We start from the raw sequence: 15,462 nt of genomic DNA, 5'->3' as shown, positions 1-15,462 counted from the left end.
CAGATTGAAGCGGATTAAATTAAGCCCAATCGCCGCACCTCAAAAAATCACGCCTGGCATGATGGGGCATGAACGGAAAATTTTGAGTATAAAGATCGTTGTTGAAATTAATTCCGACCAGGCGAATTGCCTGTTGAGAGGATCCAACAATCAGATCCTGTCCCTGGGCGTGCACAAAGCCGTCCAAAAGGACTGGCTGGATATTCGATGCGCTTTTTGGAGCAGAAACAGTACTCAAGACTGGATCTGGGCGTTGGAAAAGGGCTGCGAGTATTGGATGTGAGAAAACATTACTCTTTGCTGGATACATCCCCCAGCGGTCATCACGATAGGATTTCCAGGCATAACTCCATGAAAATCCGTCCAACAGATCAAACATATCCTGCGCCCAGACCGTCCCGCCTTTATTCAGGCTTTCGCGTGTCACACCAAAATCGACCAGCATCATGGGCAGATCATGAAATTGGCCATAATTTGCAAGACGCTCCAATTCACGCTGCAAATGGTCTCGATCCCAAACTGCCAGCTGATCACGGCCTGCATATGAATAAAATTCAATGTTAAATCTGCAGTCGGCGTCAGGGTTTACATTTTCTCCCCGCACCCAGCCGTGAACAGTATAGCTGCGGCCGGGTATAGCTTCAAAAGCAAAATTCTGATCCGCGACCGTGCCGTCCGCAGACTGACCTGCATTGATAGGCGCAAAATGAATGGACGTACCGGTTTGACCCCAGGGACTGTCATCCACCTTTTCAATGATGGTATTGTTATTGGGACTCCACGGCCCCCAAAAGCTGGATTGAGCCAGGTCAATGGTGTTCACATCCCTTAGAAATTCCCCTGTTTCATCATATTCGCGAACTGTAAAATTACTGAACCAGGCTGATCCGAGCAGGTAGTCACAAGCAACGGCGGGGACCCCTATGACCGTCTCGCGGTTGACCACCAGGTTGAGGGAAGCGCCTGTTTCGGTCCAATCTGTTGTCCCCGCAGCGAGTTTGGGATTGCTTAGATTTTCCGTCAATTTAAAATCTTCCCATGCAGGCTGGAAAATTGCCTCGCTTGGATATTGACCCTGGCTTAGCGCTGTGAATTCATAAGGCTTGAAAAAATCGAAGCCAAGGATGTAATTCGGATCTTCAAGATATATGAAAGTGCGATCAGGTACCAGGGCTGCCTGAACGATCAAGGGATGATTGGAGTCGCTGGCCCGGATGGCCCTGGCGATTTTTTCTGCCAGGGATTGCCATTGATCGAGCCCCATCGGGACCGGCCTGTTGAGTAGATCGTATGCAGCGATCACAACTTCGGCGGCATACTTTCGTGCAATGCTGTCCCAAAAATCCAGGACGGCTTGCTCAGCGGTATCCGACCACAGCGTGGATTGATCGGATTTTGTGTTCAAACTGAGTATTAGATATATTCCTGCTTCTTTTGCAGACGCGACCTGTGTATCCAGCCAACTGTTGGCGGTTTCGGCTGTTGAAAACAGATCCATATCCAGCCCAAGACGGACCGCGTTAAATCCCATGGCGCGGGCATCCGCATAATCTTGCACAAGCGGGTCATGTGTGAAATTTACAGCAAGCAATCGCAAAAGGACCGCACTGTCTGCGTTCACAAGCGCCTGGCCGTTGGATCGTAAAAACCCAGAAGGAAATTCACTCTGAACTTGTTGAGTAGGCGCAGCCGTGGAGGGAACCTCTGGTATGGGGGCGCTCTGACAACTGGAAAGCACTAGACTTAAAATGATGATCGGGATGAATTTTTTCATGGTTTCCACCTTGGTTCTATGCACGCTGGATGAAAGGCATTTCGGTTACGCAGGTTCATTCCCGCTTTTCCAAATTATACGACGTGAATTCCCGTATCCGCTTATTGCAGGGCTTGTTGAAGACCTTCTTACTGCTTGGACCTGCCATACCGCAGCCTTCGAACAAACCACCTGATACATAAGCACATGGACACTTTGCTTTAATTACGCTTCCCATATACTTCATCCTTTCAAATATTTTTATGATTCAGTCTTCATACCGATATTTGTCAATCGCCACTCCAATGCCGTGAAACGCTGCGACACCTTATTATTCCGCACCGCCATGCTGATCGCGCGTGGGCTGCCTGCCAGCACACACAACTTGCGAGCGCGGGTGATGGCTGTGTAAAGCAGATTGCGCTGAAGCATGGTGTAGTGCTGCGTCACGATCGGCATCACGACCACAGGAAACTCTGATCCCTGCGCCTTGTGAATTGAAACCACATAGGCAAGGGTTAGTTGGTCCGCGTCACTCCAATCATAGGTTGCCAATCGTCCATCGAAATCTACAATAATTGTCTGTTCCACAACATCGATCGAAGTAACAAAACCAATATCGCCGTTGTAGACATCCTTGTCATAGTTGTTCTGGGTCTGCATCACCTTGTCACCCAGGCGAAAGATCGTGCCGTACAGTTTGCGTTCGAGTTTGTTATTGGCGGGCGGATTAAGCTTCTCCTGCAAGCGTTCATTTAGCGCGATCACCCCAGCGGGACCACGATAGATCGGGGATAACACCTGAATGTCCCGCACTGCATCAAACCCAAACTTCTGGGGAATTCTTACCGAAACCACATCCACGATCCAGTCCGCTGCGGCGGTTGCATCTTCCGCGGGGAATAAAAAGAAGTCTCCGCTTTCTTTTGAGAACACTGGAAACTTGCCCTGGTTGATCAGATGGGCATTGGTGATGATCTTCGAATCAGCGGCCTGACGAAATATGCTGCTCAGGCGGGTGATCGGCGCGACCCCGCTGCTGATCATGTTGCGCAGCACATCGCCGGCTCCCACCGATGGAAGTTGATCGATGTCCCCGACAAACAATACATGCGTGCCTGGACGAACCGCCTTGAGCAGATGGTTCATCAACAGCAGATCCAACATCGAGGCCTCATCCACCACCAGAAAGTCTAAGTCAAGTGGATTTTCTGTATTGTGCTTGAATCCTTCAACAGGGGAGTATTCCAATAACCGATGGATGGTGCTCGCAGGATGTCCCGTTGCTTCAGAGAGACGCTTTGCTGCTCGTCCGGTTGGAGAAGCCAGTGCGAAGCGCTTATGCTGATCTGCGATCGTGGTGATCAAGGCTTTCAAACAGGTGGTCTTTCCAGTGCCTGGGCCGCCAGTAAGGATACTGAGCGGATGAGTCAGCGCCATGTTCACAGCGGCTTGTTGTTCATCAGATAGATTCTCCACAGGAAAGAGACTGTGGTTCATCGTCTTTTCCTGCGACGCCGCGCTGGCAAGTGTTTGTAAGCGTTCGGCAACGCCCTTCTCGCCGAAGTAAAGCGGGGTCAGGTATATAACAGGTGTGCCGTACATCGCCTGAGATTCAGTGACCGTTTGTTTTCCCTTTCCATCGTTCTTGCTGTTCAAGGGAATCATCTCAGGGCGAATGCGTTCATCCTGTGCCAGACGTTCAAGAGCTGGGGCGATCAGCTCTTGTGGAACTTCAAGCAGCTCGATGGCTCGCTGCGACAGCAATTCCCTGGGAGCATAGACATGACCATCGTTGATCATTTCATTCAGGGCGAACACGATCCCCGCCTCGATGCGCGAAGGATGTTCGGGAGGCAATCCCAATGCTTGGGCGATGCGGTCCGCGGTTTTGAAGCCAACTCCATAAATATCGCGTTCGAGTTGATATGGATTTTTTTGAACCGTTTCAAGGGACGCATCCCCGTATGTCTTGTATATCTTGACGGCCAGATTCGTACTCACCCCGTGGCCATGTAAGAAGACCATGATCTCCTTGACCTGTTTTTGCTCTTTCCAGGCGGTGGTGATCTTATTTTTACGGTCAAGACCGATGCCACTCACTTCGAGCAAGCGGTCTGGGGTAGTCTCGATCACATTGAAGGTGTCTTCCTTGAATAATTCGACGATGCGTTCAGCAAAGCGCGGGCCGATGCCTTTGATCATGCCCGATCCGAGATAACCCTGGATCCCGGCCACCGTGGCCGGCAATGTTTGTTCACAAACTTCAGCTTTGAATTGTGGTCCGTGCTTTGGATGGTTATCCCATTGCCCCTGCAGGCGTAAATGTTCTCCTGGTGAAAGTTCAGGCAAACTCCCCACCACTGTAGCCAACCCATCCGCGTTCAGGCTGGATTTATTGGTGAAGCGATTCGCCATCTTTGTATCCGGGCGCAAACGCAACACGGTGTATCCATTTTCAGGATTGTAATAGGTGATGCGCTCAACGGCTCCGCAGAGGGTTTCCATAAGTTAAGTATACCCGGCAGGAAAGTGGGGAATCTTGAATCGTTTTTTTTATTTCATCCCGATTGCAGACTTCAACACTTCTGGCAGTTCACCTGAATAGGTCAAAACTAATCTTTGCCCTGCACGTGTTGCTGCCATATAAAGCTTGCGGGTATTATCGCGGATCAGGTTTTCCCGTTCTTCGTCAGACAGGCGCAAAGACTGCTCCTCTTCAAAGAGTTGCTGCAGCCCAACCAGGAAAACGATATGACTTTCCAGGCCGGCTCCTGCGTTCAAGGTGGTCACGCGGACATAATCTCCAGGATAGGTATCCTTCGGGTCATAGGCCGCGTTTTTGCCGAGCCGTTCGTCTATGGCCTGAATTAGATTTTTCGCTCCCCACGCGTCACCGTGAAGTAGAAGCAGATGTTTTTTCGGGAAGCCCTGTTTCACCAAACTTTCCACTTCATTGGCTACTCGTGTGGTTTCATCTTGAGGACTTGTGAGTGGAATGATCTCTGGAAAAGCGCCATTTGGCATGTTGAGCATGTCAGGAATGAGGATGTCGTCATCTGCTTCGTCACCCAGACGCAGGCGATACAGCAGGGTGGCAAATTGCATAATTTCAAGAGTGGTGCGATAGCTTCTTCTAAGATTGTGGGTATGACCGCGCGCTTCAAGTCCGAGGGATTTCCAGGTTGTGCCGCGCCCAAGAAATCCCTGGGTTGGGTCAGCAACGAGGAATAGATGTCCACTGCGGGGGGTGAGTGATTTTTGGATCAAGCGCATCCAGAGTGGTGCGAAAAACTGGGTTTCATCAACCAGGATGAAGTCATATTCGGGTAACTTCACTTCGCCGGTTTCTGAGGATTGCCAAAGAAGCCTGGGCACATCCCCCCAGTCGCACGCGCCTCTTTTTTGCAGAGAGATCTGGTAGTCCTGCATGGCACCGAATATCCGCTGGCGTTGTTCCATATTCAAACCAAACCCGCGTCCGCGGCGGTCAACGGTTAAATATTCATCTTGCGATAATGGGATCTGATCCTTGAACCAATCCAGTTCACTCTCAAACATATGCAGGCTGATCGTGGATTTTTGCAGATGGCTCCGCCAGGTTTCTTCGATGATCCTTTTGCGCGCCTTTGTGTTAAGGGGTTCGATCCATTTGGGTTGTTTGGGCCAGTGGTGATAGCACCAGGCATTGAAGGTCCGCCACTCGATATTACCCGATGAACGACTTTCCAGCCTGGAAAACCGACTTTCCATGTCATGGCTCAATGGGCGGTTATGAGTCAATACCAGGAATTTCTTGTTTGGATAAAGGCGATACAGGAGGCGCAATCGATACAGAAGGATCAAGGTCTTGCCGCTCCCCGCAACACCGTTAATGATATTGAGGCGCAGGTCGCTGGGGAGGGATTGATCGTCTTCAGGGAGTTCCAAATCGGTTTTGACCGCTGCTTCTTGATCATAATCAAGCAGATAGCTGGTTAACCCGGCTTGCGTGCGTCGTTCGATGGGCTGCCGAACGGTCATCTCGGGTTGGATCACAATTTCTGGAGTGAAGTGTTGGCGGAGTTTTTCCAGCCAGATCGGGTCAAGTGGAGCGGATAAAAGATATTGGTTCAATTCAAGACCAGAGTCTGATTGAACGATCTCCTTGCCAACCCAATGCGGTTCTCCAGCGCGGCGCTCCAATCGGCTGGCCGCCGCCTGTTTATGTTGAATATTCGGGAATATCACCAGCGTTTCAATGTTTTGATCAGCCGGTAACTTCAACGCACCGACAAAATTTTCCAGCAGGACATTCTCATTCCGCCCCAATTCTTTTTTGTTATCCTCCAGAAGCAGCATCTGCGCGGCAGTGCTGGCCTGGTCACTGGCGGCGGAGCTGACCTTGATCAATAACGTCCGGCCTTGTTCATTGATAACCAGAAAATCAGGGGCGTCGGGCTGCCACGGAGCAAGATGGTGCCAGACATAATAGGAATCAGGCAGTGATTTGAGCGCTCGAAAAACGCGCAGCACTTCCTTCGGCATGCTCTGGGGCGGGGTGTCGGGAAGGATATGTGCCATGAAGGGGGTTAGTCCAGGACGCCGTTCGGTACGGTAATATGATGACAGCTATGGATCAGATCGCGCAGGACATCCATGATTTCCTTTTGGCTTTCGTCATACTGATCTGCATTCAGCATGTTGCTGCTTCCAACCAGAATTAATTTTGTGCGCGGGCGGGTCACGGCGACATTCAGGCGTTGAGGTTGAAAAAGGAATTCCGCCATTTGAGAAGCAAACTTGGCACTGGAGGTTGCAAAGGATACGATGATGACTTCCCGTTCCTGTCCCTGCATGCGTTCCACGGTATCCACTACAAGGCGATTGGCGATCTCACTATCCATCAGATTTCTGCGGATCAAACTGCGGATCAGGCGGCTCTGCGCACGATAGGAGACCACGACGCCGATATCCTGCGGGGATACATCCCGCATCAAAAGGCACAGGATCAATTCCAGAACCACATCGGCTTCCACCCGGCTTCGAACTGTGGTGTTCTTCTGGCACAGGTCAAGGAAGACCGCGGGGGAAGCAGGATCAAGCACCGCATCCCAGCGGGTGACTTCAGGTGACAAATTCAATCGCCGTGCGGCGGAATGTTCGCTTGACTTGAGTTCGTTTTGATAAAAGGTCCGGCTCGGCCAGTCGGTCAGCACATCATTTAATCGATAGGTCACAGCGAGCATGGTTTCATTTCCGCGGCCAGAGAGATAATTAAAGATGGAGGTTTGGGCCACCTCGGAAGTGGAAAATGCCGTCACCGGTTGAAGCTGATTTTCATCCCCGATAAAAACATATTTGCTGCCCGCCAGCATCCCCATGATCGCCAGCGGCAGGGTGATCTGGGATGCCTCATCAAACAGGACAACATCGAACTCCACCCCGGAGAGGCGCTGGGTTTGGCGGGCGAAAGGGGTGGCGCCGATCACATACCCGCCGCTGTTATCGCCAAAACGGGAATTGGAAAAATTATTGTAGTTCGGTACATCCAGATCGCCCGTATGTCTTTCCTCACCGATCTTACAGACGGGAATCATGCTGTCCACTTCCGCGATCTTATTCAGTGCGTTGTGGATCGCGCGATGGGTCAGGGCGGTCACAAATACGCGCTGCCCATCCTGGACTAATAAGCGGGCAAGATGGGCAAGCATAAGAGTCTTGCCGGTACCGGGCGGTCCCTGGATCAGGTGCAGCAGGTCTGTGGCGTATGACATGGCCACAGACTCAATCTGGCTATCGTTGAGCCCCGCATTCTGTAATTCTTTTTGGGCGCGTTCATAGCGGGCGTAATCTATTTTTGGCGTAAGCTTGCCCTGGAGTAATGGCAGAATGGTATCCCGTCCAAGGTTGGTGTCTGCGACCGTATTCAATGCGTCAAGATAAAACTGGCTGGAGTCGAACCAATCCTGATCCATGACCCAGCCTTCCGTTTGAGATAAAAGGAAAGTTTCATTGCCCTTCATCAAACTGACTTCAAGATCGGTTTCCCCGTCGTATTGCAGATCGAAATGAAGCGCGTTTGGATCCCAGGGATTATTTTGATGCAGAATGACCAGATCGCCTTCACGGAAACGCGAATCATTGGTCGCGCACGAAAGACGGGCTATGCCATTTTTTATTTGCTCAACACGCAACCCTTCAACTGCCCAGCCTTTGGCAACTCGGTCCCGAATGGAGTGAGACCATTGTCTTTCTAATTCGCGGTGTTGGGTGTCGGCTTCATCCCGGACGAATTCGCGTAGCTTATTCAGGAAATCAAGTGATGATACTTTCATGCTGTGGGGAGCTCCCCTTTGGAGCAAATTTTAATGCCTTATAGTGGAGTATAGCAGTTTTTATGCGGCCTTTTATTTGAAAATATTGCGATTAGAAATCTCACATTATGAAAAGCAGTCTCCGAAGATTTTGTGTCCGAGACTGCTTTGTTAATGCCGTAAAATGGAAGCATGAACATCAGACTGAGCTATTACGGATGGATGGTCACGCGCCATCTGGTGAGTGTCAATCAACTGCATCTTGGCGATTCGCCTGAGACTGATCTGTTGCTTGACCTCTACACAGGATTGAGCGCGCCGTACGCGGATTCTTCGCTCCAGCATGCCATGCGTGACGAGGGTCTGATCGAACTTTCTAATGACTCTGTTAGCCGTGACGATATTCGACTGGGGTATCGTCGCAACCCCTTTGAACATGTCCAAAAGGTGATCTTCGAATTCACAACGTACTGCAACTTCAACTGCGAGCATTGTTATAACGCGCAGGTTCCCCGCCTGACTGAATCCGATCCGCAATTGCTCATGGATGCTGCGAATAGTTTATTGCGTATGGGCATTCGCCGATTTGATTTTGTGGGCGGTGAGGTTTCGCGGTACGGGGATGGCTGGCTGGATGTAGTTGAGCATATTCGCTCGCACGGCGATGATATTGTGATTTCGCTCTACACCAATGGCTGGTGGCTTGAGCAGGAAAATTTCAAGGCGGCCGGTCAGACCTTTGTGAGCACGCAGGCCTATCTGGAGGAATTGAAGCGGCGCGGCGTCAGTCATATTGTCTTCAGCCTGGATGGCCAAGGCGAGCTGCATGATGCATCACGTCATCATGCAGGTCTTTATCAAAAAGTTCTACGCGGATTGGACCAAGTCAAGAAAAGCGGACTGGCACCGCGAGTCTCCTTGCTGATCCGACCGGAGTGGAGCGACGCAGAATTCGAAGCGTTCCTGGCCGAGCCTGCTTCCGTTATTTACGACTTTGATCCGCTCACTCCGCCGGGTGAACGGGCCCTGCGGCTTTCACTTGACTCAACCAACGCCCTCAGCAATTTCATCGATGTGGGCAATGGCGCCGGCGATGACACGATCCAATTCCCGATCCTGGAGGAGCGTAGTCACGCTCTGTCCTGCCGTAACTTCTACCGCCTGAGTCCAACGTTGACCATCAAAGCCAATGGCGAGCTGGCATCCTGCCGCTTATCGCAGGCTGGCGAAGGCTATGGAAATTTAAATCAACAGACTCTGGTGGAGGTGCTCAATCATTTTGATGAAGCCTTTGTCTATCAACTGCACGCCAATCATCAACTGGAGAAATACCTGCCTCTTGTGGATCGTTCGCTCTTTGGCTCAGCCTTCACACACTTGTGCAGCCTGCGCGCCATCGTTACCATGCTGGCGCGTCGGATGCACGAAGAATTCATCTCATTTGAGGATGTTTCTGCCATCGAAAGAATTAACCGCGAAGTTGCCATCTTGACCGGGCATCTTTCAAAACGTGACCTCAGCACGGAAATTTAATTTCATCCATGAAATCTTCCCCTGTTCGACTCCCCGATTTGACCCGCCGTTCTTTTGCCCGCACGAATGCACAAACCATTGCGCAGCGAGTTGTGCTCCTGCGCGAATTTGCTCCCAAGGCCAAGGCGATCTCTGAGATTTGTTGCGGTGATTATTCGCGGCAGCATCAGGCTTATGCAGTCGAACTTGGAGTGCAAGTTGTTCGCGGATTGGATCTTGAGCCAGCTATTGTTGCCACCAATCGCGAAAAGGGAATTGAATGTCATCTGGGGAATGCGCTTGACGTTAATGCTATGCGACGGTTCATCTGTGATGATGTGATCTTCTTTGGTCCGCCGCTTTCAGAGGATTGCGACGGTCATCGTCTGGTGGACTTTGATCAAGTTGTGCCTGGCTATGCTGACTTTTCAAAATTACTGTTTGGGGAATTAAGCTATGATGGATTGCTCATCTGCATCTGTCCAAACTCAACCAACCTCGGGGATATCACAAAGTTATATCGTGAAATCCGGGCAATTCGCTCAGATATCAATTTGAGACTCGTTCACAAAAGTTATTCCACCCTGACGGGCAATGCTGAAATTACAGAGCCGCGTTTGAAATATGTCGAGTTGTGGTTTTCCAGCAAGCTGGATGATTTGTGGGAAGTGAGAGAAGATGGGATGGAAGAATAAGTATTAACGTTGTAATTCCCACAAACAACTTGGTTTTTTTGATTTAATAGATACAAGCGTCATTTGGAATGGCTTGACGACTCCGCCCCTTTGGTCTCGACAGAGGTGGGGTATGAGGAAGCCGCATTAAATATTGTCCGCTTCTGGGATGTTGATACAGGCAAAATATTGTTCGAGTTTCATGGGGCAAACGGTTCCTGGGGAGAGTAATTCTTTATTTGGTTTGTCATATTTCGGGAGAATTAAAATGCGTGAAAATACTTTCCGGGTATCGGGCGAAAATGCGGCCTTGCGCGGTGTTGGCAATAAGGTATTTTGGGCATACCCAACGATCGTTGTTCAAGACACAGCGGAATTAATTGTTCTATATATGCCGGCCGGTGTGGTCGGCAAGGACACCGACCACAAGCCCACACCAGGAGAATTACTGACCCCGGAAAAAATAAAAATTGTCGATTGCCAGTGGGAAAGAACCGATGTATTGTTCTTGATCGTGCCTGGCGATTCGTTCAGCACATATCTGATGTGGGAAACTGGCACTCGAAATTTGAACTGCTGGTATATCAATTTGCAGGAGCCCATTCGACGCACAGGAATTGGTTTTGACACGATGGATCATATGCTGGATGTCGTCATCCAGCCTGATATGACCGAATGGAAATGGAAGGATGACGATGAATTTAGCGAAGCCCAAAAGGTGGGTGTCTATTCCAGGGAAAAGGCGTGTGAAATTCAGGCTGAAGGTGAAAGGGCGCTCAGGCTGGTAACCACGGAACGGCGTTCTATATATGAAGAATGGAGGCGCTGGCAGGCAGATCCTGCATGGGGGCTTCCTGAATTATCGCATCTTTGGGATAAGGTAAACTTGGAAGTGCTTCCCCCTGCAAATTAGCTTTAGCTCAGACCTTGGCTGTTTTTTGATGAGGATCGTGACGCCCTTTTTATTGTTTATGGGGTGTAAGTCAATAATTACCAAATGTTCCATGATTACGTATTTCCCGGTAACAATAGGCTTTCTCCCAACTCATTCAACTCTGAGAGGAAAACATCGGCAGATGGTGCTTCTATCCAGCGAATTGATTCCCAATCTACATGGTTGACAGAGCATAAAGCACGCCCCAAATCAGCCGGAAAAACCCCCATCGCCTTACCTTGCGCATTTGAAATCGCGTCTCGAACACTCAAATCTTTTATAAAACAAAAACCCCAAATGTCAGCCAGGTCTTTAGGCTCATCACGATCAAGTAGGGCTGTGATTTTATTAGCAAGAATATTTTCAGCAGTGTCCAATCGTCCAAGCGTTGGGTGGTTTTGAATTTTGCCAACCCGCGCGGGAACATCATTAATTAATTCAATCTTCAACAAATTATTATTCTCAATCAAATTGAAGCGAGCAAATCGCTCTTCTTTTAAAATTACCTCACAACTCCAGTGGGAATTAAATGCTTGAATCAGTCTCTCCGTCCACAGCCCAAAGCGAGAGTCGTCGTTAATAAAATAATCCAGGTCATCTGAAAAACGATGATTAAGATAACCTCGCGATGCAGCCGTTCCGCCTGATAAATAAAATTCCGTATCAATCTGACTGATGATTTTTATTACACGATCCTGAAATGGGTATAGGATGTCGAAATAGTATGAGGACTTAGCCATTTAATAACTCTGGGTGTTTGTCAGGAAGCCAAGTAACGAGAAAGTCAAAACCCCGAACGCGGTTTTTTGAGCGTACTCCGGGCCGCCATCGGTCCCAGTTTTCCACAAGTTGCTTGAAGCCAATTAAACGAATAATCTCTTCATAAGGAGCATAGTCAAGAAGGCGGCGGGCAGCCCAATCCCTGTTCAATCGCCCCAGTGCCCAACGCCCTTCAAGAATTTCTCGGAACTGGATTTCATTCAAATCGTAGTCCCAAACGTAAGATAAACGTTTTGTAATATCCATAGCAATATTATTATACACCGATGAATTTACCTAACTCGGTTTTCCTTGAGCGAATTATTATGGCGTTATAGAACCTCATTGAGGCAGTTGTGATATTCCTGCATCTTATGGGGATTACATCGCTTTCATTCGACTCTCACAACAATAAGACCTTGCCAGCACGGCGCGGCGCAAGGAATGCCCGTAAAGGGGCTTTTATCCATTTGATCCGGTAAAGGAGTAGGGGTGGGCATAATCTGATAAATTAAATACTTTATTTTCATGCATTCTCCACAAGACTATGGAACCCAATAGTTTTTAATTGCATCTTCGATATAGTCTTTTCTGATTGGACCCAAGTAACCAAAAGACGGATATACAACGTATTTAAAACTCTCAGCCCAATCTTCTCTAAGATGACTCTGTGCATACCTGTTAGGTGCTGCCTCGCCTGTATTAACATAAAGGCCATCTTTAAATGATTTTGTAAGAGCGGCCATGCCATTGCTTAATCGAAACGGTGGCCACCATTGTCGAAAATCTATTACATGGGCTAGTTCATGTACAATTTGTCCTTTTGCCCATCCGTCGGTAGAATTAAAAACGTTATTAGGAAGTATCACATTGTTTAGTGAATAGGCTCCCTTCTTGTTTGGATCATAAATATAATCAGTTGAGACATGATAAAACCTAACGGGCTCCCATCTCATTGCAGTGCTAAATAGCCTTTTTTCACCCAACACTTTATTCATATCGTTTATTGCTTCAAAGGTTAATTCGAGTTCATCTAAAGAGCGCCAATCTCCTTCAACCCATTGACAATTTATCAGAGTCATTGATTGGTCAACATGTTTGGATATTGAAAGAACTCATTCAAGTACCCCCAATCTTTATGAATTTCGACACCATAAAAAATTTTCAATTTATCTCTAATAACATCAGCTGTTCTAGCTTCATGTCCTTCTGCTATATGTCCACTGGGATCAAAATAATTTACAGGATTCCCTTCCACATACCCCCACCGATTCATGGACATAGGACGATTTGCATCTCCACCCCACGTATCTCGTGAGGTAAACCTCCCATCGGCAGGATTGTAATAACGTGCTCTCAAATACAGCAACTGTGTGGAATCCCCATAAGATTCATCTTGCGCCAAAATGTCTTCTGCAGGTAAGGTTATATAGGTATTATTTAACAACCAGAAACAGGATATGAACACAACCACTGAAAAAAAACGAAATTCCAATCTTTCTAGATTGACATTTGGTTATTCGTGGTGTTATGATATATGAGAAATCAGAAAATCAGATTTAGAGAAAGTGAGAAGCCATGTCTGAATATTTACAAGTCCGTAGCAATGGGCAAATTACCCTCCCAGCTCCAGCCCGTCGAAAAGCAAAATTGAATGAAGGCGATCTGCTTGAAGTCCTTGTTGAAGAGGATGGCTCTATTCGTCTCATTCCCAAATTACCAATTGATCGTGCCTTGGCAGAGAAGTATCAGTTAGCCGATGTTAACTGGGCGGTAAAACAAAAAGGCAAAAAGAAATGACGCGAATTATTGTAAGCGACACGGGACCACTCCTACACTTAAGCGAAGCAGGAGCGATTCATTAACTGTCGCTGGCAGGTGAAATTCTGATACCTTCACTTGTGGCAATTGAGTTTGAAGCAAATGCACAAGGCTGGCATCCACCGCAGTGGGTAAGGATTGTTGATCTTGAAAAATCGACCCGACAAAAAGCCGAAAAATGGGTGAAAGCGAATCAAATTGACGGCGGGGAAGCAGAAGCTATTGGCTTGGCATTGCAGGAACATGCCGATTGGCTGCTTACTGATGATGCGCAAGCGCGCCAGTTTGCCGAATCAGCTGGGTTGGAAGTTCATGGGTCAATCGGAATACTTTTGTGGAATGTTGCAAATGAAAACATACTTGATAAAGCGCTCGCACTTCTATTGTTGGATAACCTAGCAAGCTCATCATTATGGATTTCTGAACGTGTATTAAAAGAGGCTCGAAGAGCAATAGATACCTTACTTGAATAAAGAAATATGTTCGTGTCCTATTTGTGCCGCTCATAGATAAAATGATCAAACCGGCTTTGGGACACAAGATGCATCTTATGGGGATTCCACACAGTTGCTTTATTTGAGAGCAAGGTATTACAACCCCGCTGATGGGAGGTTCCAGTCACGGGATACATGGAGTGGGAATGTGAATCGTCCTCTGTCCCTGAACCGGTGGATATATGTTGAGGGGAATCCGATAAATCGAATCGATCCGATAGGAAAGTTTCCAATAAGCATGATTGACAAAAATATTCCAATCGGTAACTTCGCTTACGAAAATGCAACAGATATATCGTGGACGCGAAGATCAAGGTGGGGTTTCTTGGCTATGTTACTAGAAGCTCAAGACTTCGATTACACGCGAACTGGGTCTCTTGATCTTACACATTGGACGCCGAAAATTTCATACTCAAGTACTGAGAGAATTTGGTCAATTAATTGTGAAAAAATAATGGTGGGTTCAAGGCTTCTGTTTGATTACTACCAAACAGAAGTCAGAAAACAAAGAACTCCCGGTATTTACTGGCGAGATACTTCTGCAAGGTATTATGACCTATTTCGTCCATTGGAATCTCCAAGAACTTATGTTGATGGAGGAAATATGATTGACTATCCTCATTTCCGGAGCATATCATTGGGTGTTGGGCCAGCGGAGTTGAACTTACTTGTGGACATAAATGGACAATTTCACTTGGCTGTTTCTGGAGGAGCAGGTGGAACATTAGGCATAGGTTATACAGAAGGATATTTGTGTAATTGGGCAGCCTGTACAGACAACATTGACATGCCTTCTCCGGCAGATATTTCTAAAGCGATAGATGGCTTTTGTGGTGAAGGAAGTTTCCAACTTGTTGGAGGTATTGCTGTATCATTGTGCCCATCAAGTATCGATCCATTAGAATTGACTGGTGTATCTGCATATTATCTTGGGCTTGAAGTGGGTTATGGAGCAGGAGCAATTGGAACATTTTCGCTACCTTACAGGAATCCTTCATTAGGTTGGACCAAGGCAGTGCAAGATCAAATTAATGGATGGGATTTAAGCGCTGCATATTCTCAGACGCTTTCCCATTAGGAGAAATAAAGCGTGAATAAAAATTCTTTGACAATGGTTTTTCAGATATCCCGAAGTATCTTTGTGCTATTCTTAATATTAGTAATTTTTGGAGCAATCACAAAGATCAGCCTATTGGTTTACTTCGGAATGATCTTAGCT

14 protein-coding genes are annotated in these 15,462 nt (G+C 47.9%); 6 read left to right on the top strand and 8 right to left on the bottom strand.

Going from position 1 to position 15,462, the window contains the following annotated elements; all coding sequences use genetic code 11:
- Positions 1-19 precede the first annotated feature (19 nt).
- The 4 genes from IPL17_RS01270 to IPL17_RS01255 all read right to left on the bottom strand — a co-directional run bounded on the left by IPL17_RS01270 (position 20) and on the right by IPL17_RS01255 (position 8,070).
- Positions 20-1,774, bottom strand: a complete 1,755-nt coding sequence (locus IPL17_RS01270) for a cellulase family glycosylhydrolase (RefSeq protein WP_345305261.1) — start codon at positions 1,772-1,774, stop codon at positions 20-22.
- A gap of 240 nt (positions 1,775-2,014) precedes the next feature.
- Positions 2,015-4,261: an ATP-dependent RecD-like DNA helicase gene (locus tag IPL17_RS01265; RefSeq protein ID WP_345305260.1), complete on the bottom strand. Its 2,247-nt coding sequence runs from the start codon at positions 4,259-4,261 to the stop codon at positions 2,015-2,017.
- A 48-nt stretch (positions 4,262-4,309) separates the two neighbouring features.
- A complete protein-coding gene (locus IPL17_RS01260) occupies positions 4,310-6,316 on the bottom strand; it encodes a UvrD-helicase domain-containing protein (protein WP_345305259.1) in 2,007 nt (668 codons plus the stop codon).
- An 8-nt stretch (positions 6,317-6,324) separates the two neighbouring features.
- Positions 6,325-8,070: an AAA domain-containing protein gene (locus tag IPL17_RS01255; protein ID WP_345305258.1), complete on the bottom strand. Its 1,746-nt coding sequence runs from the start codon at positions 8,068-8,070 to the stop codon at positions 6,325-6,327.
- 171 nt (positions 8,071-8,241) lie between these two features.
- On the opposite strand from IPL17_RS01255, the gene IPL17_RS01250 reads away from it, so the two are divergent.
- The 3 genes from IPL17_RS01250 (at position 8,242) to IPL17_RS01240 (ending at position 11,148) form a co-directional block, all read left to right on the top strand.
- Complete coding sequence (locus IPL17_RS01250; protein ID WP_345305257.1) at positions 8,242-9,582, top strand: radical SAM protein; 1,341 nt, start codon at positions 8,242-8,244, stop codon at positions 9,580-9,582.
- Between the two features lie 8 nt (positions 9,583-9,590).
- Positions 9,591-10,256 (top strand): hypothetical protein, encoded by a 666-nt coding sequence (locus tag IPL17_RS01245; RefSeq protein ID WP_345305256.1) that lies wholly within the window; start codon positions 9,591-9,593, stop codon positions 10,254-10,256.
- A gap of 247 nt (positions 10,257-10,503) precedes the next feature.
- Positions 10,504-11,148, top strand: a complete 645-nt coding sequence (locus IPL17_RS01240) for a DUF402 domain-containing protein (RefSeq protein ID WP_345305255.1) — start codon at positions 10,504-10,506, stop codon at positions 11,146-11,148.
- 95 nt (positions 11,149-11,243) lie between these two features.
- On the opposite strand, the gene IPL17_RS01235 is transcribed toward IPL17_RS01240, so the two are convergent.
- The 4 genes from IPL17_RS01235 to IPL17_RS01220 all read right to left on the bottom strand — a co-directional run bounded on the left by IPL17_RS01235 (position 11,244) and on the right by IPL17_RS01220 (position 13,375).
- The gene (locus tag IPL17_RS01235; RefSeq protein WP_345305254.1) at positions 11,244-11,909 is read right to left on the bottom strand and encodes a nucleotidyl transferase AbiEii/AbiGii toxin family protein; all 666 of its coding nucleotides are present in this window, start codon (positions 11,907-11,909) and stop codon (positions 11,244-11,246) included.
- Positions 11,902-12,195 (bottom strand): hypothetical protein, encoded by a 294-nt coding sequence (locus IPL17_RS01230; protein WP_345305253.1) that lies wholly within the window; start codon positions 12,193-12,195, stop codon positions 11,902-11,904. The genes IPL17_RS01235 and IPL17_RS01230 overlap by 8 nt, the downstream gene beginning before the upstream one ends.
- 278 nt (positions 12,196-12,473) lie before the next feature.
- Positions 12,474-13,010, bottom strand: coding sequence for a hypothetical protein (locus IPL17_RS01225; RefSeq protein WP_345305252.1), 537 nt, complete (start codon positions 13,008-13,010; stop codon positions 12,474-12,476).
- Positions 13,007-13,375: an RHS repeat-associated core domain-containing protein gene (locus IPL17_RS01220; RefSeq protein ID WP_345305251.1), complete on the bottom strand. Its 369-nt coding sequence runs from the start codon at positions 13,373-13,375 to the stop codon at positions 13,007-13,009. The genes IPL17_RS01225 and IPL17_RS01220 overlap by 4 nt, the downstream gene beginning before the upstream one ends.
- Positions 13,376-13,506: 131 nt before the next feature.
- Here IPL17_RS01220 and IPL17_RS01215 point away from each other — a divergent pair, with 131 nt between their 5' ends.
- From IPL17_RS01215 to IPL17_RS01205, 3 genes are all read left to right on the top strand, one after another.
- Positions 13,507-13,728, top strand: a complete 222-nt coding sequence (locus tag IPL17_RS01215; protein ID WP_345305250.1) for an AbrB/MazE/SpoVT family DNA-binding domain-containing protein — start codon at positions 13,507-13,509, stop codon at positions 13,726-13,728.
- Positions 13,729-13,829: 101 nt separating this feature from the next.
- Complete coding sequence (locus IPL17_RS01210; RefSeq protein WP_345305249.1) at positions 13,830-14,222, top strand: hypothetical protein; 393 nt, start codon at positions 13,830-13,832, stop codon at positions 14,220-14,222.
- Between the two features lie 259 nt (positions 14,223-14,481).
- Positions 14,482-15,321 (top strand): hypothetical protein, encoded by an 840-nt coding sequence (locus IPL17_RS01205; protein ID WP_345305248.1) that lies wholly within the window; start codon positions 14,482-14,484, stop codon positions 15,319-15,321.
- The last annotated feature ends 141 nt before the right edge of the window (positions 15,322-15,462 follow it).

It is taken from the genome of Candidatus Villigracilis saccharophilus (assembly GCF_016711665.1).
Note: the sequence above shows the minus strand (reverse complement) of the source record. Positions and strands in the feature narration are given on the sequence as shown.

Bases quoted from the DNA above. Each gene is read 5' to 3' on its own strand.
- IPL17_RS01225 (WP_345305252.1), bottom strand. From the start codon at position 13,010: ATGACTCTGATAAATTGTCAATGGGTTGAAGGAGATTGGCGCTCTTTA.
- IPL17_RS01240 (WP_345305255.1), top strand. From the start codon at position 10,504: ATGCGTGAAAATACTTTCCGGGTATCGGGCGAAAATGCGGCCTTGCGC.
- IPL17_RS01235 (WP_345305254.1), bottom strand. From the start codon at position 11,909: ATGGCTAAGTCCTCATACTATTTCGACATCCTATACCCATTTCAGGAT.
- IPL17_RS01250 (WP_345305257.1), top strand. From the start codon at position 8,242: ATGAACATCAGACTGAGCTATTACGGATGGATGGTCACGCGCCATCTG.
- IPL17_RS01255 (WP_345305258.1), bottom strand. From the start codon at position 8,070: ATGAAAGTATCATCACTTGATTTCCTGAATAAGCTACGCGAATTCGTC.
- IPL17_RS01260 (WP_345305259.1), bottom strand. From the start codon at position 6,316: ATGGCACATATCCTTCCCGACACCCCGCCCCAGAGCATGCCGAAGGAA.
- IPL17_RS01230 (WP_345305253.1), bottom strand. From the start codon at position 12,195: ATGGATATTACAAAACGTTTATCTTACGTTTGGGACTACGATTTGAAT.
- IPL17_RS01205 (WP_345305248.1), top strand. From the start codon at position 14,482: ATGATTGACAAAAATATTCCAATCGGTAACTTCGCTTACGAAAATGCA.
- IPL17_RS01245 (WP_345305256.1), top strand. From the start codon at position 9,591: ATGAAATCTTCCCCTGTTCGACTCCCCGATTTGACCCGCCGTTCTTTT.
- IPL17_RS01265 (WP_345305260.1), bottom strand. From the start codon at position 4,261: ATGGAAACCCTCTGCGGAGCCGTTGAGCGCATCACCTATTACAATCCT.
- IPL17_RS01215 (WP_345305250.1), top strand. From the start codon at position 13,507: ATGTCTGAATATTTACAAGTCCGTAGCAATGGGCAAATTACCCTCCCA.
- IPL17_RS01270 (WP_345305261.1), bottom strand. From the start codon at position 1,774: ATGAAAAAATTCATCCCGATCATCATTTTAAGTCTAGTGCTTTCCAGT.